Raw genomic sequence first — 18,970 nt, forward strand, 5'->3', positions numbered from 1 at the left:
CGTCCGCCTTCACTGCTGCTCAGCGTAACTTTGTTCTCACATATAGTTCAGGTAAATAGAGTAGGGCAAAAGACAATTCACAGGGTTGCTGATAGATGTTAATGTTCGTCAAACCGTTGCAAAAGATTCCCGCAATTCCGTAACGCTGATCTGCTGGAGAGAAGGCACAACGATGTTCGCTGCCCCCAGTGTTGCAGGAGAACCGATGCCTACGCTGCGCATACCGGCGCGGGTGGCAGCGAGGATTCCGGCCTCGGCGTCCTCAAAGACCACGCAGTGCTCAGGGGATACGGCGAGTGCCTGGGCCCCCAGCAGGAACACTTCAGGATCAGGTTTGGCCGCGCTGGTATGTGTGCCGTCGATGATCGCATCGAAATACGGTGTCAGACCGGTGTTATTCAAGATGGTCATCGCGTTTTTGCTGGCGGAGCCAAGGGCGACTTTGATGCCGGATTCCCGGCATTTCTTCAGAAAGTCCAGGGCACCAGGCAGAATCTCCGAGCTGTCCATCTTGGCGATGTATTCGACATAGCGGTTGTTTTTTTGCTCGGCCAGCCGGGCTTTTTCCGCCTCGTCCAGTGAAAGTCCGCCGATTTCCAGCAGAATATCCAGTGAAGCGGCGCGGCTGACACCCTTAAGGCGTTCGTTATCCTGTTCGGTGAATTCAAACCCAAGGGTTTCCGCGAGTTCTCTCCAGGCGATAAAATGATATTTGGCAGTGTCGACGATCACACCGTCCAAATCGAACAGGCAGGCTTTAATTTCTGACATGTTGATCCTCCTAAAAGTTTTGTAAGCATAGCTTCCTTGAATCGACTAGCTATTTTGACGGATATATTGCGGTTTATAAGTAGCGCAAACGTTTGAACAAAGTTCGAAAAAATAAATGAAGCACTTTCGCTTCATTTATTCTTGTGACCTGATCATTTCTTCCCTGGAGCATACATAGATGACTCTCTAACGATCAAGCGGTGGGGAATGACAAAACGGTTCGTATATCCTGCCTGAATACCCGGCTTCTTGATGCTTTGGATCAGCACTTGGGAGGCCGTATAGCCAAGATGATAAATTCCGATGTCGATGCTGCTGATCGGCGGGCTGGACAGTTCCGATAGTGGGATGTTGTTAAAGCTGACAATCGCCAAATCTTCCGGAACCTTGTATTTCAGTTCATTCAGTCCGCGCAATACTCCGAAAGAGACCATATCGTCCACTGCAACAAGTGCTGTTGGACGGTTCGGGAGATTCATGAAAAATGACATCGCCCTATATCCGCTGTCCTGCAGAAACTCGCCCTCTACAATCCACTCTGTACGCATCTCCAGGCCACTGTTCAGCATGGCTTTGCGGTATCCTTCGAGGCGGTCGCGTGAAACGATGAGGTTAGGCGGTCCGCTGACAAAACCAATGCGTTCATGTCCCATGGAGATTAGGTGGTTTGTAGCGTCGTAAGCGGCCATGACATTATCATTATCCACGGATAAAATATCCTCATAGCGGTCGCTTCGCCCAACAAGCACGAAGGGGTAGCCGCCTGATTCCAGAAAATCAATAACCGCATCATCTTTGCGTGAATACAGCAGAATAACGCCATCAACACGGCGGCCCTTCAATAGGCGGGAAACAGCCTCAAGCTCTTCCTTTTCGTTTGCTCCGGAGCTAATCAACACATCATAACCGGATCGGCTCGATTGAGTCACAATCCCTCTGATTAATTCCATAAAAAACAGATTGGAGAACAGCTCCTCAGCCGGTTTCGGTAAGATGATGCAAATGCTGTTAGTGGTCTTCGAAACGAGGCTTTTAGCCATCATATTCGGAGTGTAGCCCATTTCCTCCATAATCACTTTGACCTTGCGGGAAGTTTCTAGGCTGATTCTGGGATGACCTGACAACACCCGGGATACAGTGGAGGGAGAAACTCCCGCTTTCTTAGCCACGTCCTTGATGGTAACTGTCATAGAAACCTCCTCATGGAACCGTTTGCTTTACAAAGTAATATTAATCGAAGTGCTGTAAATTGTAAATAGACAAAGTCTTTCTAAAAGCCCTTTAGAGCCGATTTGGGAATAAGGGCTAGAACCTTCGCTTTAAATTTGCACATTTCCACAAATGAAATGGAAAAATATAAAAAATATTTGTATATGATGTAAAAATGCTGCCGGGTAAGCTGAAATGTAAAGTCATACAATGCGCAAACGGTTTTTCTTTAAAAGTCTTACGCTACATATGTTTATTCTATTATTGATGATGCAAATCTGTGCAATAAATGGCATTACTGCAGGCCTATTAGTATGAACTTTCTGTCCCGGCTGACGGGTGATTTAGCAATTTATTTTTTTGGTTGACAACAAGTTGAGACTAAGATTAGTATGTTAAACAAGGTATAAAAGCGCTTACAAGCGCTTATTTTGTGCAACATGTCTGCTGCACAAAATAAAGTTTGCAGTGAATGTGTAGGTTTGTTATTTTTGCAAACGTTTGCGCAATGAATTCAAAATTGAAATCTATAAGGGGGTGTCATTCCATCAGGCTTTAGAAGCATGAAATGTTGGATCAAGGAATAAGAAATCAGTGTTATCTCTGTTCAGGAATCGAATGCAAATATGGGGGGATTGAAGGAATGAAATTGGCTTTATGGGGTAAAAAGGCTTTTGCCATCAGTATGATCCTTATTCTTGTGTGCTCTTACTTTACAGGGTACACGGCAAAAGTGGATGCAGCCACATCCAAAGTTGTGCTTGTAGGCGACCTCCAGTCAGAATTGTCTGCTGGTTCAGGGCAAGTGGAAGACTGGTCACCAGATGCAACAGTCACTCAGATGACCTACACAAACAATGGTACTTATGTCTTTACAGGCACGCTGCCGGCAGGGACCTATAAGTACAAGGTAGCCCTTAACGGCACCTGGGACGAAAGCTATGGATACAGCAGTTATACCCATACTGAAGGAACCGATGACGGCGGCAACATCGTGATTACATTGGCTGCTGAAACAACGGTTACCTTCTATTTCAACGAGATTACCCAAAAAATTGCCGACTCGACGTATTACTCGCCAATAGCAGACAACAGACTGCCGCGGCTGGTGGGTACTCTGCAAAGTGAGCTTGGCGATGCGGGCGATTCCTCGCCAGCCGACGCGAAGACGACATTGTCCGATCCGAACTTTGATAATGTATATGAGCGGACGGCTGATCTTCCTAAAGGCGACTATTCGTACAGCGTCTTTGTGCCGGGAGCAACCCCGCAGGAGGATAAGTCTTATCCTGAGCATGAACAGGCCTTGAATCTGCCAGCGGATCTGCCGGTCACCTTCAAATACAACGCGGCGGATCATGCTGTCAGTGCCAAATTTACGGCTCCGGTTGTTCCGGGTAACAATGCCCCTGTACCCGATGGGCATATGCGGGTTCACTACCAACGTACAGCCGGTGATTATACGGATCAGGGTTTATGGCTCTGGGATGATGTAGCTGCACCTTCCTCCGGGTGGCCTGCGGGTGCCACACCATTCCCTGAAGGTCAAACTGATTCTTATGGGGCGTATACTGACGTGCCGCTTAAGGCAGGAGCCAAAAAAGTCTCCTTCTTAGTCGTCAACCGCAACAATCAGGCCAAAGACGGCGGCGACAAGCTGTTCACAATCAATACTCCGCAAGCGAATGAAATCTGGATCAAGGAAGGTTCGGATCAGGTGACGCCGTATGAGCCGGCAGTAATTCCTGCGAATACCGTCCGGATTCATTACATGAGAGGCGACAATCATCAAAGCCAGTACGGTTTATGGCTGTGGGATGATGTCGCAACAGCACCGGTTAACTGGCCGTCGGATGCTGCTCCGTTTCTCCCTGAGAATGTGGACCGCTTCGGTGCGTATATCGATATTCCGCTGAAAGAAAATGCCAAGAAAATTGGCTTCCTTATCGTTAACCCGACAAACGAGGACAAGGACGGCGGCGATAAAGCTTTCAGCCTGCTGGACCGTTACAATCAGCTGTGGGTAAAAGAAGGGGATAACAATGTCTATGTTTCTCCGTTCGGGGAACAACCGGTAGGACTCGTGTCGGCTGAAGTACTATCGACCAGCAAAATCCTTCTGGGCTTCACCTTAACCGACGGTTTAGATGCTGCTGCATTAAAAGCTGGAATTACCGTCAAGGACAAAGAAGGTACAGCTGTCCCGGTAAATGCAGTAACCATTAAGAGCCCGACTTCCATTGAGGTGGATACAGCAGCTTTTGACCTGGGTAAAACGCCGCTGAGTGTATCTTTTTCCGGTAAAACGGTGTCTGCTTCCGGCGGCTGGAGAATGATCGATGAAATGTACAATTATACAGGGGACGACCTTGGGGCTGAATATAATGCGGCTGAGAAATCGGCCACGCTCAAGTTATGGGCTCCTGTGGCCAGTTCTGTTGTGGCAAATGTGTACGATAAGAGTGATGCAACTAAGCTTGTCGGCCATATCAGTCTGACTAAGGGCGAACAAGGCGTTTGGTCTGCGAAGCTGAAGGCATCTGATTTAACAGGCGCTCCCGGGGAGTCAGATGTAAGCGGATACTATTATCAATATGAAGTTACCAATGACGGGGTTATGAAGCAGGTGCTTGATCCGTACGCCAAGTCCATGGCTGTGTTCACTGTGGATACCACAGGTGCTGCGGGCGCTGGCGGAGATACAGTGGGTAAAGCGGCCATCGTTGACCTGAGCCGGACCAATCCGGCTAACTTCCATGAGGCAGATATCGCCGGTTATGAACAACGCGAGGATGCCGTCATCTATGAAGTCCATGTCCGTGATTTCACGTCGGATATTTCAATCGAAAGCAGTCTGGGCGGCGAACGCTGGGGCACCTATGCCGCTTTTGAGAAGAAGCTGGATTATATTAAATCTTTGGGCGTAACCCATATTCAGCTGATGCCTGTAATGGCATGGTATAACGGCGACGAGACGAAGATGGGACAAAGAGAAAGTGAATATTCAGCGCAAAATAATCAGTACAACTGGGGATATGATCCGCATAGCTACTTCTCCCCGGATGGCGCATATTCACAGAATCCTGCCGATCCAGAACTGCGGATCAAGGAGCTTAAAGGGCTTATCGACGCAGTGCATGAGGCCGGGATGGGCGTCGTTCTGGATGTTGTCTATACCCATATGGCGAAGAAGGAATTCTTGAACGATATCGTGCCTAATTATTATGCGTTCCAGGATGCAAACGGCAACTTTATCGGCGGTTTCGGCAACAACCTGGCGACAAACCATAAGATGGCGGAGAAGCTGATGGTGGATTCCGTCAAGTACTGGTTCAGTGAATACAAAATCGACGGCATGCGCTGGGACATGATGGGAGATGCCACGGCAGATGCTGTGCAGGCTGCCTATGATGCCGCAGCAGCCATTAACCCGCAGGCGCTGTTCATCGGCGAGGGCTGGAAAACGTTCGGCGGAGCTGCTTCCGATCCTTCTCTTGCAGGTAAAGGCGCGGATCAGGATTGGATGAATAAGACGGATAGTGTCGGCGTATTCTCCGATGAATTCCGCAATGAATTGAAATCAGGTTATGGTTCGGAAGGTGAACCGAGGTTTATTACGGGCGGGGCACGTTCCATTGAGACGATACTGGACAATATTAAAGGCCAGCCGTCCAATATCCCGGCGGATGATCCGGGGGATATCGTGCCGTACATTGAAGCCCATGACAATCTGACACTGCATGATGTAATTGCGCAGTCCATCAAGAAAGATCCGGCAATTCCCGGGAACGAGCTGGAAATACAGAAGCGGATCAGGCTCGGTAACATGCTGATATTCACTTCCCAGGGTACCTCCTTCCTGCAGGCAGGCCAGGAGTATGGACGCACCAAGCAGTGGAAGGCAGATACTATTCCTGAGCAAAAAGCTACAGAGCTAAAGGACGCAAACAATAATTCATTCGGGTATTTCATTCATGATTCCTATGATTCATCGGATGCGGTCAACATGTTCGATTGGTCCAAGGTAACCGATGAAGTGAACTTCCCGGTGCAGAACATGACCAAAGATTATACCTCAGGCCTCATTAAGCTGAGAAAGTCTACAGATGCATTCCGTCTGGGCGACATGAGTCTGGTGGATTCTAATGTCAGCCTGATTCCGGCGCCGGAAATGAAGGAGACCGGTCTTGTGATCGGGTACAAGAACAAGGCCACTGATGGCACCGGCATCTATTATGTGTTCATGAATGGCGACAATGTATCCCGAACGCTGACACTTTCCGAGGATTTAACAGGCGGCAGCGTACTGGCCGATGATGACGAAGCGGGTACTGAAGTTATCCCTGCTGCAGCCCAGTCCGGTTTTGCATTAACGGCTACGTCCATTGAACTGCAGCCGTTGACTGCTGTAATTATCAAGATGGATGCCGCAGCAGCTGTGCTGAGTTCTCTGGAAACGGACAGCAGCAGCTACTCACTGCAAATTGGCAGCACACATCAATCGGTTGTATATGCTAAATATGATGACGGCAGCAAACGGTCGGTTACGAATACTGCCACCTATATTTCCGATAAACCGGAAGTGGCTGCCGTTACAAGCAAAGGTCTCGTAAAGGGGCTCAAGGCTGGAACAGCCAACCTTACCATTACCTATGGCGGAAAAACAACGAAGGTAACCGTGAAGGTAACGAAAGAGCCGGTGGATAGCAAACGTTATGTCCAATTGACCTATGTCCGTGACGACAAGGATTATACGGATTGGAATCTCTGGATATGGAACACTGGAGTTATAAATGATCAAATTGATTTCACAACGTTTAAGGATGGTAAAGCCAGTGTTCTGATTGAGGTGGCGCCAAATGCCACAAGCGTGGGTTTCGTACTGCGCAAAGGAACGGACTGGAATACGGGCAAACAAGACTACCCGGATGACCGTGTTATTCCGCTTACCCCGGGTGAAAATTTCACCAAGGTCATTGTGACCAGTATGGTGAAGGAGCTTGACATCAAGCCGGTTATTAGCGGTCCGGTCATGAAGGACGGAACGATTACCTTCAAGTACCGTGATGACGAGCTTTTCCGCAGCGGCAACATGGAATCTATCAGCGAGGTCAAAGTGAAAGTAAACGGCAAAGAATACCCGATGGTGTATGATCCGTCGAGTGAGTGGTTCAGTTATCAACTGACTGGTGTGGAAGAAGGAACGTATAAGTATACCTTCCTGATCACTAAGGATGGAGTTACTGAAGAACTCACCGATCCGAAAAATACGGTGAACGGTGAATCGGTTGCCGTATATCATCGTCCAGACGTTACAGTCAGTGCAAAAGTTCAACCGGAAGCTGTCACATCGAGTGAAAATGCCATTGTGACTGTCAGTGCAGCCTCCGAAGAAGCTGTAACCTATACGCATGGATTCATGGATCTGACTGCCATTGGGGGTCCAAGCGAAGTGAAGCTCGATACCGGGCTCATGAAACAGACCATTGCGGTGAAGGATACCGTAGCCGCGGGCATCAAAACCATTCCGGTCACGCTTATTGACCAGTACGGAAATACGCATAAAGGCAGCACCTCCATTGAAGTGAAAGCCAGAACCTATACGGGAGCCAAGCTGGATTTCGATTGGGATGAGGCACGGATCTATTTTGCCCTGACCGACCGCTTCAAGGATGGTGACCTCACCAACAATGAGAACGTCGATAAAACACATCTTGAAGCCTACCACGGCGGAGACTTCCGCGGGATGATCAACAGTCTGGACTACCTTCAACAGCTGGGGATCAACACGCTCTGGATTTCGCCGATTGTCGACAACATTGATTTCAATAAGGGGGTTGATTTCGGCGGTACGCAGCATGCTTACCATGGATACTGGGCCAAGGATTTCACCCAACTGGATGAACATCTTGGCGATATGGCGACCTTCCGCGAACTGATTGAGAAGGCACATGACAAGGGTATCAAAATCATGGTTGACGTTGTGCTGAATCATGCAGGCTATGGTTTGGAAGCAGAGGATAACTATCCGGCCGTTACCGCAGAGGATAAAGCGCGCTTTGAGGGCATGCTCCGTACGGACGGTATATCGGCCGATACTGACCCGATCAAGGGAGAGCTTGCCGGCTTACCGGACTTCAAAACGGAAGATCCTGCAGTTCGTGCGAAAATTATTGAGTGGCAAACGGGCTGGCTGGACAACGCACGGACAGCGCGTGGCGATACCATCGACTATTTCCGTGTGGATACCATTAAGCATGTGGAAGATACGACATGGAAAGCATTCAAAAATGCGCTGACAGCAATTGATCCCGACTTCAAACTGGTCGGTGAATACTACGGAGGCACCATTGACAGCGATGGCGGCATGCTGCAAACCGGGCAAATGGACGGTTTGCTGGATTTCGGCTTCAAGAATGCGGCAAAAGATTTCACGAACGGCAAAATCAGTGATGTGGATGCTTACCTTCAGGACCGTGAATCGAAGATTGACAATACCCGGATGATGGCTCAGTTCTTGAGCAGCCATGACGAGAACGGCTTCCTGTCTGACTATGTGGACGGGGACAAAGGCAAGCTGAAAATCGCTGCCGCTCTGCAGATTACAGCTAAAGGACAGCCAGTTATTTACTATGGTGAAGAACTCGGACGTTCAGGCAGAAATGCCGGAGACATGTCGAAGGGAGAATTCAGCGAAAACCGTTCGGATATGCCGTGGGATCAGCTTACTGCTGAGCAGGGTCTTCACGACCACTATCAGAAGCTGCTGAATATCCGTGCCAAATACTCTGCGGTATATGCTAAGGGTACACGTACGAAGCTGGCAGGTTCGGATGAACTAGGATATTTGGCTTTTGACAAGCAGTACGGTTCCCAAAATATTGTGACGCTCATCAACACCAGCACGAAGGCTGTAACTGCAAGTATTCCAGTGCCGTACACAGCATTTGCTTCTGTAATAGATGAGTACAGCGGCAGAACCTATGCCGTATCATCCGACCGGAAAGTAACGCTTGAGCTCCCGGGCAGAGATGAGGGCGGAACAGTTATTCTGGCGGTGGTATCTGATGGAACGCCGGGACCTGTACCCACTCCGACACCGACACCAGCACCAACGCCAACAACAACTGCAGATCCGCAAAGCATTGGGGTAGACAGTTTGAAAAACGGCAAGGATGGCAAGGTGGAAGTGCAGGTTGCTGCAGGCAAGCAATCAGTGCTCATACCGATTCAGGCAGCGGGCGTCCTCGGAACAAATGATTTGGTGCTTCATATGGGCGGCATTTCTGTAACCCTGCCTAGTGCAGTGCTGAGCGGGATTCTAGGAAGCTTGTCCGGGACTGAGGGGGAGGGTGCGCACATTCTGTTCGCAACCAGTCCGCTTCAAGGCAATGCGGCAGACACCTTCCTGGCCGGGCTGAAGCTTCAGGATACCAGAGTGACCGCTGCATCGGATGTATATGAGTTTACACTGCATATTGTCAAAAAAGACGGCACCCGTATTCCGGTTACGACCTTTAAAGCGCCGGTTACGCTTGCTTTCAAAATTACCGGCAATCCGGATAAAGATCTGCTCGGTATCTATGTTCTGGGCGATAGCGGAAGTGTGGCATATGCGGGTGGAACCTTGAACGGGAATGTCATTACGGCACAAGTTACGCATTTCAGCAAATATGCGGCACTTGAGCTCGACAAGACATTTAAGGATGTTCCGGCAGCCAATTGGGCGGCAGCGGCGATTAAATCGCTTAGCGCCAAACAAATCGTTACGGGTGTTACCTCTTCCGAATTCAAACCAAAGAGCAATGTCAGCCGCGCGGAATTTACCGCACTGCTGGTTCGTGCGCTTGGTGTGACTGTGGAAGGTCAGGCTGCATTCGCTGATGTGAAGCCTGATGCCTGGTACTCTTCGTACGTGGCAACAGCAGTTAGCCGGGGAATTGTGACCGGACGAAGCCAAGAGAGCTTTGCGCCAAATGCTGCCATCAGCCGCGAGGAAATGGCCGTTATGGTTATTCGTGCGCTGGAAGTCAAACAAGGTAAGAAGGTTGAGGTGGCCTCCGGGACAACCCGGTTTGCAGATGCTTCCGGCATCAGTGCCTGGGCGGGCTCTTATGTAAATGCCGCTGCAGAGCTGGGGTTAGTGCAAGGAAAAGCCGATCATAAGTTTGCTCCCAAAGAGCTGATGACCCGCGCTGAAAGCGCACAAGTGATCTACAATCTGCTTGGCAAATAAATAGCCACATAACGAAAACGGCACTCTTCATCGCGAAGAGTGCCGTTTTTTATTTATGAATGATATCAGGTCTGGATTGAATTGATGGAGCTTGTTATACTACCGCCTTAATGACGGTATAGCCGTATGCTGGCAGCTTAATTGACAGCTTGCCACGCTCAGCGCGCAAGGATTCGCCAGTGAACAGGTTCTCCCATTGACGTTCTTCTACGCCAATGTGGAAAGTCTGGCCTGTCCCTTCTGTGTTCATCAGTACGATGATAATATCATCGCCAAGACTGCGTTCATAAGCCAGCTTGCTGCCCTGCGGGGCCGCCTCCAGGAAGGTGAGGGCGCCGGTGCGGAGTGCAGGATGGCTGCCGCGGATCTCAATCAGCTTGCGGAAAAAGCCGAACAGCTCGCGGTCCTGCTTCTCGGGATCCCACTCCATGCATTTGCGGCAGCCCGGATCGCCTTCGCCATCCATTCCAATTTCAGCGCCGTAGTAGATGCACGGCGTGCCCATAAAGGTGAACTGGAACAATGTGGCCAGTTTCAGCTTGTTCTTGTCTCCTCCGGCCAAGGTCAAGAGGCGCGGTGTATCATGGCTGTCCAGCAGATTGAAGGCCACTTCACTGGCCTGCAGCGGGTAACGCGACAGCTGCTTGCCGATGGCATTGGCAAAAGCTTCGGCGTCAAGCGTGCCGGAGACGAAGAAATCAATTACGGCATCGGTGAATGGATAGTTCATTACCGCATCGAATTTATCACCTTCCAGCCAAGGGGCAGATTCATGCCAGATTTCACCCAAAATATAAGCTTCGGGATTTGCGCGTTTTACTACTTTGCGGAAGTCGCGCCAGAATTCATGATCGACCTCATTGGCAACGTCCAGACGCCAGCCGTCAAGGCCTACCTCACGAATCCAGTATTCAGCTACATTCAGCAAATATTCTTTAACTTCAGGATTCTCTGTATTCAGCTTTGGCATCAGCGGTTCGAAGGCAAAGGAATCATAATTCGGGATGTTGTCCACCACCTGCAGCGGGAATTCGCGGACATGGAACCAGTCCTTGTAGCGGGAGTTCTCTCCGTTCTCCAGCACATCAACGAATGGGGCAAAGGTTCTGCCTGAATGATTGAACACGGCGTCCAGCAGCACGCGAATGCCGCGTTCATGGCAGGCATCGACGAGTTTTTTGAGTGTCTTCACATCACCGAAATGCGGATCAACCTTCATATAGTCCTCTGTATCATACTTATGGTTGGTAGTCGCCGCGAAGATGGGAGTGAAATAGATGCCGGTAATGCCAAGCTCGGTCAAATGATCCAGATGGTCAATGACTCCTTGAAGATCTCCGCCGAAGAAATTTTCCGGTGTAGGCGTACTGCCCCATGGCTGCACATTCTCTGGATTCAGACTGGGATCACCGTTCGCAAAGCGCTCCGGAAAGATCTGATAGAAGACAGCGTCCTTCACCCATGCCGGCGGTGCGAACACATCTACAGGGTTTATGTACGGAAATTCAAACAGCCGGTTCGGATTCGCCGGACGTTCTGTCTGAAAGTCGCTTTCCGTCATCCAGATCCGCTCATGACCTTTTTGCAGCAGGAAACCGTATTTCAGCCTGCGGTACAGGGGAACCGACTCGCATTCCCAATAATCAAACATCGCATCCGAAGTGAAAAGCTTCATCGGAATCAATTCTTTAGTAGCATCCCAGGCATATTTATCGCCGGCCCAGGCGAACACCTCTGTCAAATCTCCCTTTTTGGCACGTAGACGAAGATGGATGGTTTGGCGGTCATAGGCATAAGACCAATTCAAGCGCGGACGGTGGTATACAGCTTCCAATAACATGATAATTCCTCCTAAAGTTGGTTTGTGTTGTGGAATCCCAATGCAGAACTAAGACGGTGCATTATGCGCAATTTGCATGAAGTGGATATATAAGGAACTTAAGGGGTGATATACGGACATGTGCCCGCAGTGCGCAAACATTGTGCCACGATTGCACAATATCGCCCTTACATTCGCCCATAGCAAAGAGGCACAACCGCCGCCGAAGAGATAGTTCCGAGGTTGTACCTGTGTCAAGTAACATTGCCTTTTAGTTATAAAAGAACAAAGGGCGGATGCTTTTGCTGCTTCCAACAGATCAAGCTGCTCATAATGGTTTGGATTATAGCACGGAATAAATAGCCGTTCAATACTATTGTTCAAACCATTGCACAATTATTCACTTGCGATCAGGCGCTTTTACGGTGACCCAATTTTCAAGAAATTCATTAGAGGAGATAAGTGTGGCTATAAATTGTTAATAAAAACAAATGATTGACTTGAGATTGAAGAAAACAAAAGAAAATAAGAGTAATCTTGCGAATAAGGGATATATTGTATTATGATCATGGATAAATAGCCGAAAATGGACGAATACACCATGTGCAAACGTTTTAACAATTAAGATTCCTGTTGTATTATAAATTAAGTAATGAAGCGCTTTCTAGAACTTGACTAAAGCGGATACAGAAGGTTGAAAGAATAAAACAGACATTTTTTTTGGATCTTCTGAAATCGTTTGCGCAAGTTCTGCAGTATCATTGTTGGCAAGCGTACACAAATTAGGAGGGGTTAAAGCATGAAGTTGAAAAAGCTTATGGTTCTTACCGCCGCAGCGTCTATGGCACTTTCTGTTACTGCCTGCGGATCTAACAACAACGGAAATAACGGGGGCAGCAACTCAACCGCAACGAACGCACCATCAGAAAGCACGGCTCCGGCCGGAAACGCAGGCACAGACAACACTGGCGCCGAAACCACACAAATCACCCCGGAAGATGGCGCAACCCTGACCGTATGGGAAAGTAAGGAAGAAAGAGCCTTTACAGACGCAATCGCGAAGGAATTCACTGAAAAATACAATGTTCCGGTAAAAATTGAAGAGTTGTCACCGGTACAGCAAGTTACCAAGCTGTCCCAAGACGGTCCTTCCGGTTTGGCTGCCGACGTTATTCTGATTCCGCATGACAACCTGGGCAGAGCAGCAAGCGCACAGCTTTTGCTTCCAAACGATGTGTTCGAGCAAGAAACAGTAAAGAACAATACAGAATCCTCGATTACCGGTGCCAGCTATGACGGTCTCCTGTACGGCTACCCGCGTGCAGCTGAAACTTATGCTTTGTACTACAATAAGTCCCTTGTTACTGAAGCGCCTAAGAGCTTTGATGATGTACTCGCCTTCGGCAAAACCTTCACCGACAAATCCAAAAACCGGTATGGAATCATGTGGGAAGTCGGCAACATGTATTTCGACTATCCGTTCATCGCTTCCAACGGCGGTTATCTCTTCGGGGATAAAGGCACGAACAAAGACGATATCGGGATCAATACCGACGGCGCAATCCAAGGCTTGAGTGAATTTAAGAAACTGAAAGAAATTCTGCCAATCAACAGTGGCGATATTAACCCGGATATTAAGCGCAGTCTCTTCAACTCCGGCGATGTCGCAATGGATATCAACGGACCTTGGGAACTGGCCGGATACAAAAAGGCTCTGGGCGACAATCTGGGACTGACACCGCTGCCGACTGTCGGTGGAAAAACTGCCATCTCCTTGGCCGGCTTCAAGATCTTCGCGGTTAACGCGTATACGCAATATCCAAATGCCGCCAAGCTCTATGCTGAGTTCGCTTCCAGCAAGGATGCCCAGCTTAAGCTGAACAAACTGGTCGGATCGATTCCAACCAATTTGGAGGCTCTGGAAGACCCGCAAATCAAGGATGACCCTTATGTATCCGTTTTTGCTGAACAGGCTAACAACTCCCAGCCAATGCCTTCCATTCCTGAAATGGGCAATGTATGGAGTCCTGTAAATGCAGCCCTGCCGGAAATCTGGGACAAAGGCGTAGACCCTAAGACTGCAATGGACAAAGCAGCCCAACAGATCAAAGATCTGAACAACGGCGCTTCGAAGTAAACATCTGCAGGTCTATTCCAACAGTCAGTATATTTATGAAATCAAATCACCCGCCGCCTGGTAGCGGCGGGCGATTCTCTGATTTCCCAGGAGAGGAGAACGGAAGGGAAATGCAGCGACACCATACTAGAACAGCAACGATACTGTCTACATTGTTTATGGGATTGGGACAAATATATAACCGCCAATTTATCAAAGGTTTTATTTTTTTGATTGTAGAGGCATTAAGCTTAGTTTACTTTATTGAGAAGCTGGGACGGGCGTTCTGGGGTATCGTTACCTTGGGTACAACCTCCCAACATTTTGAGAAGGTCAAAGGGATTGCCAGATTGGTCAAAGGTGATCATTCTATATTTATTCTAATTCAGAGTTTGATTACAATTATATTCTTTGTTCTGTTTCTGCTTGCGTGGTATATGAACATTCGAGATGCCCAAAAGACTGGAGCTGCGCGAGACGCAGGCCATACTCCGGCTACATTTAAACAGAGCATCCGTTATATCCTCGATTACAAGTTTGCGCAGACATTTCTTATCCTGCCGTCTGTAGGTATTCTGTTATTTACAGTAATGCCGATCATCTTCATGATCATGCTGGCGTTTACGAACTATGCCGCGCCTAACCATATGCCTCCGGCCAAGCTGGTAGATTGGGTTGGCTTTGAAACATTCCGTAATCTGGTGGTACTTAAATCATGGAGCCAGACCTTTTACGGGGTACTTACTTGGACTATTATCTGGGCGATCTTGTCTACGGTTACTACCTATTTCGGCGGTATGCTGGTCGCGATGCTAGTCAGCCAGAAAGGCATTCGTTTCAAGGGCTTCTGGAGAGCTATTCTGATTGTTCCATATGCTATTCCGCAGATGATCTCCCTTCTGCTCATGCGTAACCTGTTCAACGGCCAGTTTGGTCCAGTTAACCAATATCTAAAATTTTTCGGGCTCGGTGGCCTTCCTTGGCTAACGGATCCATTCTGGGCCAAAGTAACGGTTATCGTGGTTAACTTGTGGGTCGGTATTCCGGTATCCATGCTGCTGATTATGGGGGTTCTGACAACGATTCCGCGCGATATGTATGAAGCGGCCGAAGTGGATGGGGCGACCAACTACCAGAAATTCCGCATCATAACATTGCCTATGGTGCTGTTCTCGACGGCGCCTACACTGATTGCCCAGTTTGCAGGCAACATCAATAACTTTAATGCGATCTTCCTGTTAACAGGCGGTAGTCCCCCAAATGGGGATTATCAGTACGCCGGTTCCACCGACTTGCTCGTGACGTGGCTTTACAAGCTCACGCTTGACCAGAACAAATATAACATGGCATCTGCGGTCGGAATCATTATCTTCTTGATCGTAGCCAGCTTCTCGCTTTACAATTACCGGCGGTCGAAATCATTCCAGGAGGAGGACATGATCCAATGAGCGGAGCAAAAATTAAAACAAAAATACGGCTCGGATTAAGTTATTTGATGTTGCTGATTCTGTCTGTTACAGCACTCTATCCTGCCATTTGGATTCTGTTATCGTCGCTGCGGCCGGGCAAATCCCTTTACAGTAAAACACTGATTCCTGAAACGTTTACGCTTGAACATTACCGGGCGCTATTCTATGATAACACCCTGCTGTTCCCTACCTGGTGGCTTAATACGTTTAAGATTGCCTTGTTCTCAATGATCCTGGGCGTTTTCTTGACATTGCTTACAAGCTATGCAGTTTCCCGGTTCAGATTCAAGGCGCGGAAGACCACCATGTCCGGACTGCTGGTGCTTGGAATGTTTCCAGGCTTCATGAGTATGATTGCCATCTATTTGCTGCTGAAAGAGTTTGATCTGCTGGATAAACATCTGGCTCTGATTATCGTATATGCAGCCGGTGCTCCGCTAGGCGGGACTCTAATCGCGAAAGGGTTCCTCGATACGATACCGCGTTCGCTGGACGAAGCTGCCCGCATTGACGGAACAAGTAACTTTGGAATCTTCTGGAGAATTATTCTGCCTTTGTCGAGACCGATGATTACCTACATGGCGCTTACCCAATTTGTCGGACCGTGGGTTGACTTTATCTTTGCAAGACTCATTCTGCGGACCAAGGATAAATGGACCGTTGCCGTCGGTATGTGGGACATGGTGGATTCGAATCAGAACTCCAATTTCACGACTTTTGCGGCAGGCGCTGTACTGATCTCTATTCCGATCATGATTCTCTTTGGCTTCTTGCAAAAATTGCTCGTCGAAGGGTTGACGGCTGGGGCGAGCAAGGGTTAATCAGGCCCTTTGCCACTTTGCGCGATTTAACGAAAACAAGGTACAGCCTTCATTTGACTGCGAAGGGTGTACCTTGTCTTATGTATTTTTATTTAATTTATGGGGTTTAATAGCGGGGCCCTCGCAAAGGATCTGAACCGGCATCCAGGCAAATCACCACTTTGTGGAGTTATTCAGGGACTTCAGCTGGGCACCTAATTAGGTTTCAAGGATAAAACCCACTAATGTGGCGTTATTTTATTCTATGGGAGAGTAGACTTATGAAACGGCAGCGAAGCCTGCATCTGCAATCGGTTGGCGTCAAATTATTTGTAATCCTGTTCAGTACCATTCTGTTGTTGTCCTCCGTGCTTGGTTTGACTTCTTATTACGCCGCCAAAGGTATTATTACCGATGAAGTAGCTGCTGCTTCATCGCAAGCGATTGTCCAGGCCGCTGATAAACTGGATTTCCTCTTTGTCGAGTATGAAGCGCTCTCGCGGCAATTTGCCGTAGATCAGGCGCTCAAGGCAGATCTGGAGGCGGTAAATGATCCCGGTATCGGGATCGTGGCTAAGGTTGCCGCCGAAGGGCGTATCAACAGCAAGCTGGATGCAGTCAAAAGCTCCGATGATCGTCTATTGGGCATCCGGCTTGTTTCCCGCAGCCTCGCCGAAGTTGAATCTTATAAAACCTCGGGCATTACGGGGATCCGCACCGATGAAGGGATCCTGGCGAGATTCAAGCAGATTGACGAGGCCAAGGGCAATCCAGTGTGGTTCCCGGTCCGGCCGACGGGTTTCTTCGATACATACTCGGAAGCTTCTCTCACGATGGGACGGCTTCTGCGCAATATGCAAAATCCGCAAGCGGAATATTATATGCTGATTGAGATCAAGCGAAGCTCTCTCAACGACATGTTAGCGAATCTGCGCATCGGAGAAGACGGTGAGCTGCGCATCCTTGATGCTGACCGAGAGGTTGTGTATGCGAAGGATGATGCTCAATTGGAGCAGACCTCATTCATCAAGCCCTCGAGGGCAGAGGTCGAGCCGCAGCCGGGCCAAGAATTGGATCGTTCCTTTATGGCAGACGATGAAGCCGGAACAGAGCAACTGGCGGTGTACCAGCCGCTGACCACAGGTGGTTGGACACTGCTTGGCTATGCGCCGGTCAGTGATTTCACCAAGTCGGCCGAACGCCTGTTGTACATTACACTGCTCGTAGTACTCGCGGCGGCGCTGATTGCTCTCTTGATCGGCTATGTGCTGGTCCGTCTGATTGGCCGGCCGCTCGGTAAGCTGGCCCGGCTGATGGAGGAAGGGGAGCAAGGCAACCTTAATGTTCGTACCAACTTCAAGGGCCGCGATGAAATCGGCCGGCTTGGACATAGCTTCAACCAAATGATGGAGCAGATTTCCCGGCTGGCCGGCCAGAGCGGCGCTTCGGCGACAGAGGTTCTGGCGACATCCGAACAGCTGGTTCATGCTTCGGCAACGATCTCGGACCACGCCCGTGAGCTGGCGGTAGCCACGGATGAAATTGCCCAAGGTGCTGCCAGTCTGGCGGCGGAAGCCGAGAGCAGCAACCATGATGTGGAGCTGATGGGCGGCAAGATGCATGAGGTGGACCAGATTAACCGGGTAATGGATGCGGCAGCCGAGAAAGTGATCGCAGTCAGCGAGCAGGGAGCGGCGCTGATGAAGACACTGGTTGCACAAAGTGAGTCGACGGTGGAGATGATGCGGCTGATTGAAGAGAATTCGGCCAAGCTGCAGGAAAGCACTCATTTGATCCGCAATATTCTGGCGCCTATGATTGCCATGAACAAGCAGACCAATATTCTGGCGCTTAATGCTTCCATTGAAGCAGTCCGTGCCGGAGCGGCCGGCAGAGGCTTTATTGTTATCGCCGACGAAATCCGCGCCCTGGCCGGCCAGTCCAGCCAATCGATTGCCTCCGTCTCGCAAATTACGGAGGAGATCGGGCGGAGTATCGAGGACACCGTCAAGGTGGTGGGCGAAGCCGTGCCGCTGTTCAGCGAGCAGATCGGTTCGGTGCGGGAATCGTCTCAGATTTTCGCGGCTGTACGCAAGGAAATGGAAGACTTCATTGAATACCTGGGACAATCGTCGGCTGCGGTTTCTGAGTTGACCGTTTTCCAGGCACGTCTTGGCGAGTCGATGGGCAGTGTCCGTTCTGTGGTGCAGCAGACCAGTGCATCTACAGAGGAAGTGGCGGCGATGTCTTCGCGGCAATTGACGGTAAGCGGCGAACTGGTGGCGCTGTCCAAGCAGCTGGAGGAACTGGCAGAGAGCTTGAAGCAATCGCTGATATCTTTTCACGGACAAGCTGAAAATCCGCAAGCGGACAGTCCGGAACAAATGCAGTAGAGTTGTTCCGAAGAACCTCAATATTAGTTGTATATCTTTCCAGGCAGGCAGCGGATAGCTGAATTTCAGCAAGTTGCCACATATCAAGATTCCTCCAGCCCCGCTGATGCGGGCTGGAGGGGTCTAGTCTGGATATCCTCAGTTAATTGGAATTTTC

General features: G+C 49.4%; 8 protein-coding genes. 5 read left to right on the forward strand and 3 right to left on the reverse strand.

Going from position 1 to position 18,970, the window contains the following annotated elements; translation table 11 throughout:
- Positions 1-108 precede the first annotated feature (108 nt).
- Together pgmB and MHI45_RS28945 are read right to left on the reverse strand one after the other, a co-directional pair.
- Positions 109-771 (reverse strand): beta-phosphoglucomutase, encoded by a 663-nt coding sequence (pgmB, locus tag MHI45_RS28940; RefSeq protein WP_076113087.1) that lies wholly within the window; start codon positions 769-771, stop codon positions 109-111.
- 152 nt (positions 772-923) lie between these two features.
- The gene (locus tag MHI45_RS28945; protein WP_076113088.1) at positions 924-1,961 is read right to left on the reverse strand and encodes a LacI family DNA-binding transcriptional regulator; all 1,038 of its coding nucleotides are present in this window, start codon (positions 1,959-1,961) and stop codon (positions 924-926) included.
- A gap of 662 nt (positions 1,962-2,623) precedes the next feature.
- Here MHI45_RS28945 and MHI45_RS28950 point away from each other — a divergent pair.
- Positions 2,624-10,216, forward strand: a complete 7,593-nt coding sequence (locus tag MHI45_RS28950) for a pullulanase (protein ID WP_076113089.1) — start codon at positions 2,624-2,626, stop codon at positions 10,214-10,216.
- Positions 10,217-10,310: 94 nt separating this feature from the next.
- Here MHI45_RS28950 and MHI45_RS28955 read toward each other — a convergent pair whose 3' ends face one another.
- Positions 10,311-12,056, reverse strand: coding sequence for an alpha-glycosidase (locus MHI45_RS28955; RefSeq protein ID WP_076113090.1), 1,746 nt, complete (start codon positions 12,054-12,056; stop codon positions 10,311-10,313).
- 778 nt (positions 12,057-12,834) lie between these two features.
- Here MHI45_RS28955 and MHI45_RS28960 point away from each other — a divergent pair.
- The 4 genes from MHI45_RS28960 (at position 12,835) to MHI45_RS28975 (ending at position 18,813) form a co-directional block, all read left to right on the forward strand.
- Positions 12,835-14,172, forward strand: a complete 1,338-nt coding sequence (locus MHI45_RS28960; RefSeq protein WP_076113091.1) for a sugar ABC transporter substrate-binding protein — start codon at positions 12,835-12,837, stop codon at positions 14,170-14,172.
- Between the two features lie 110 nt (positions 14,173-14,282).
- Positions 14,283-15,599 carry a carbohydrate ABC transporter permease gene (locus MHI45_RS28965; RefSeq protein WP_076113092.1) on the forward strand — a complete coding sequence of 439 codons (1,317 nt, stop codon included), beginning with the start codon at positions 14,283-14,285 and terminating at the stop codon, positions 15,597-15,599.
- Positions 15,596-16,441 (forward strand): sugar ABC transporter permease, encoded by an 846-nt coding sequence (locus MHI45_RS28970; protein ID WP_076113093.1) that lies wholly within the window; start codon positions 15,596-15,598, stop codon positions 16,439-16,441. Before MHI45_RS28965 ends, MHI45_RS28970 begins: the two co-directional genes overlap by 4 nt.
- 260 nt (positions 16,442-16,701) lie before the next feature.
- Entirely contained in the window at positions 16,702-18,813 is a 2,112-nt protein-coding gene (locus MHI45_RS28975) for a methyl-accepting chemotaxis protein (RefSeq protein ID WP_076113094.1), read from the forward strand.
- Positions 18,814-18,970: the final 157 nt, after the last annotated feature.

Origin of the sequence: Paenibacillus sp. FSL H3-0321 (assembly GCF_038002865.1) — a bacterium.
Classification (GTDB): Bacteria; Bacillota; Bacilli; order Paenibacillales; family Paenibacillaceae; genus Paenibacillus_AQ.

Bases quoted from the DNA above. Each gene is read 5' to 3' on its own strand.
- MHI45_RS28945 (WP_076113088.1), bottom strand. From the start codon at position 1,961: ATGACAGTTACCATCAAGGACGTGGCTAAGAAAGCGGGAGTTTCTCCC.
- pgmB (WP_076113087.1), bottom strand. From the start codon at position 771: ATGTCAGAAATTAAAGCCTGCCTGTTCGATTTGGACGGTGTGATCGTC.
- MHI45_RS28965 (WP_076113092.1), top strand. From the start codon at position 14,283: ATGCAGCGACACCATACTAGAACAGCAACGATACTGTCTACATTGTTT.
- MHI45_RS28950 (WP_076113089.1), top strand. From the start codon at position 2,624: ATGAAATTGGCTTTATGGGGTAAAAAGGCTTTTGCCATCAGTATGATC.
- MHI45_RS28975 (WP_076113094.1), top strand. From the start codon at position 16,702: ATGAAACGGCAGCGAAGCCTGCATCTGCAATCGGTTGGCGTCAAATTA.
- MHI45_RS28970 (WP_076113093.1), top strand. From the start codon at position 15,596: ATGAGCGGAGCAAAAATTAAAACAAAAATACGGCTCGGATTAAGTTAT.
- MHI45_RS28955 (WP_076113090.1), bottom strand. From the start codon at position 12,056: ATGTTATTGGAAGCTGTATACCACCGTCCGCGCTTGAATTGGTCTTAT.
- MHI45_RS28960 (WP_076113091.1), top strand. From the start codon at position 12,835: ATGAAGTTGAAAAAGCTTATGGTTCTTACCGCCGCAGCGTCTATGGCA.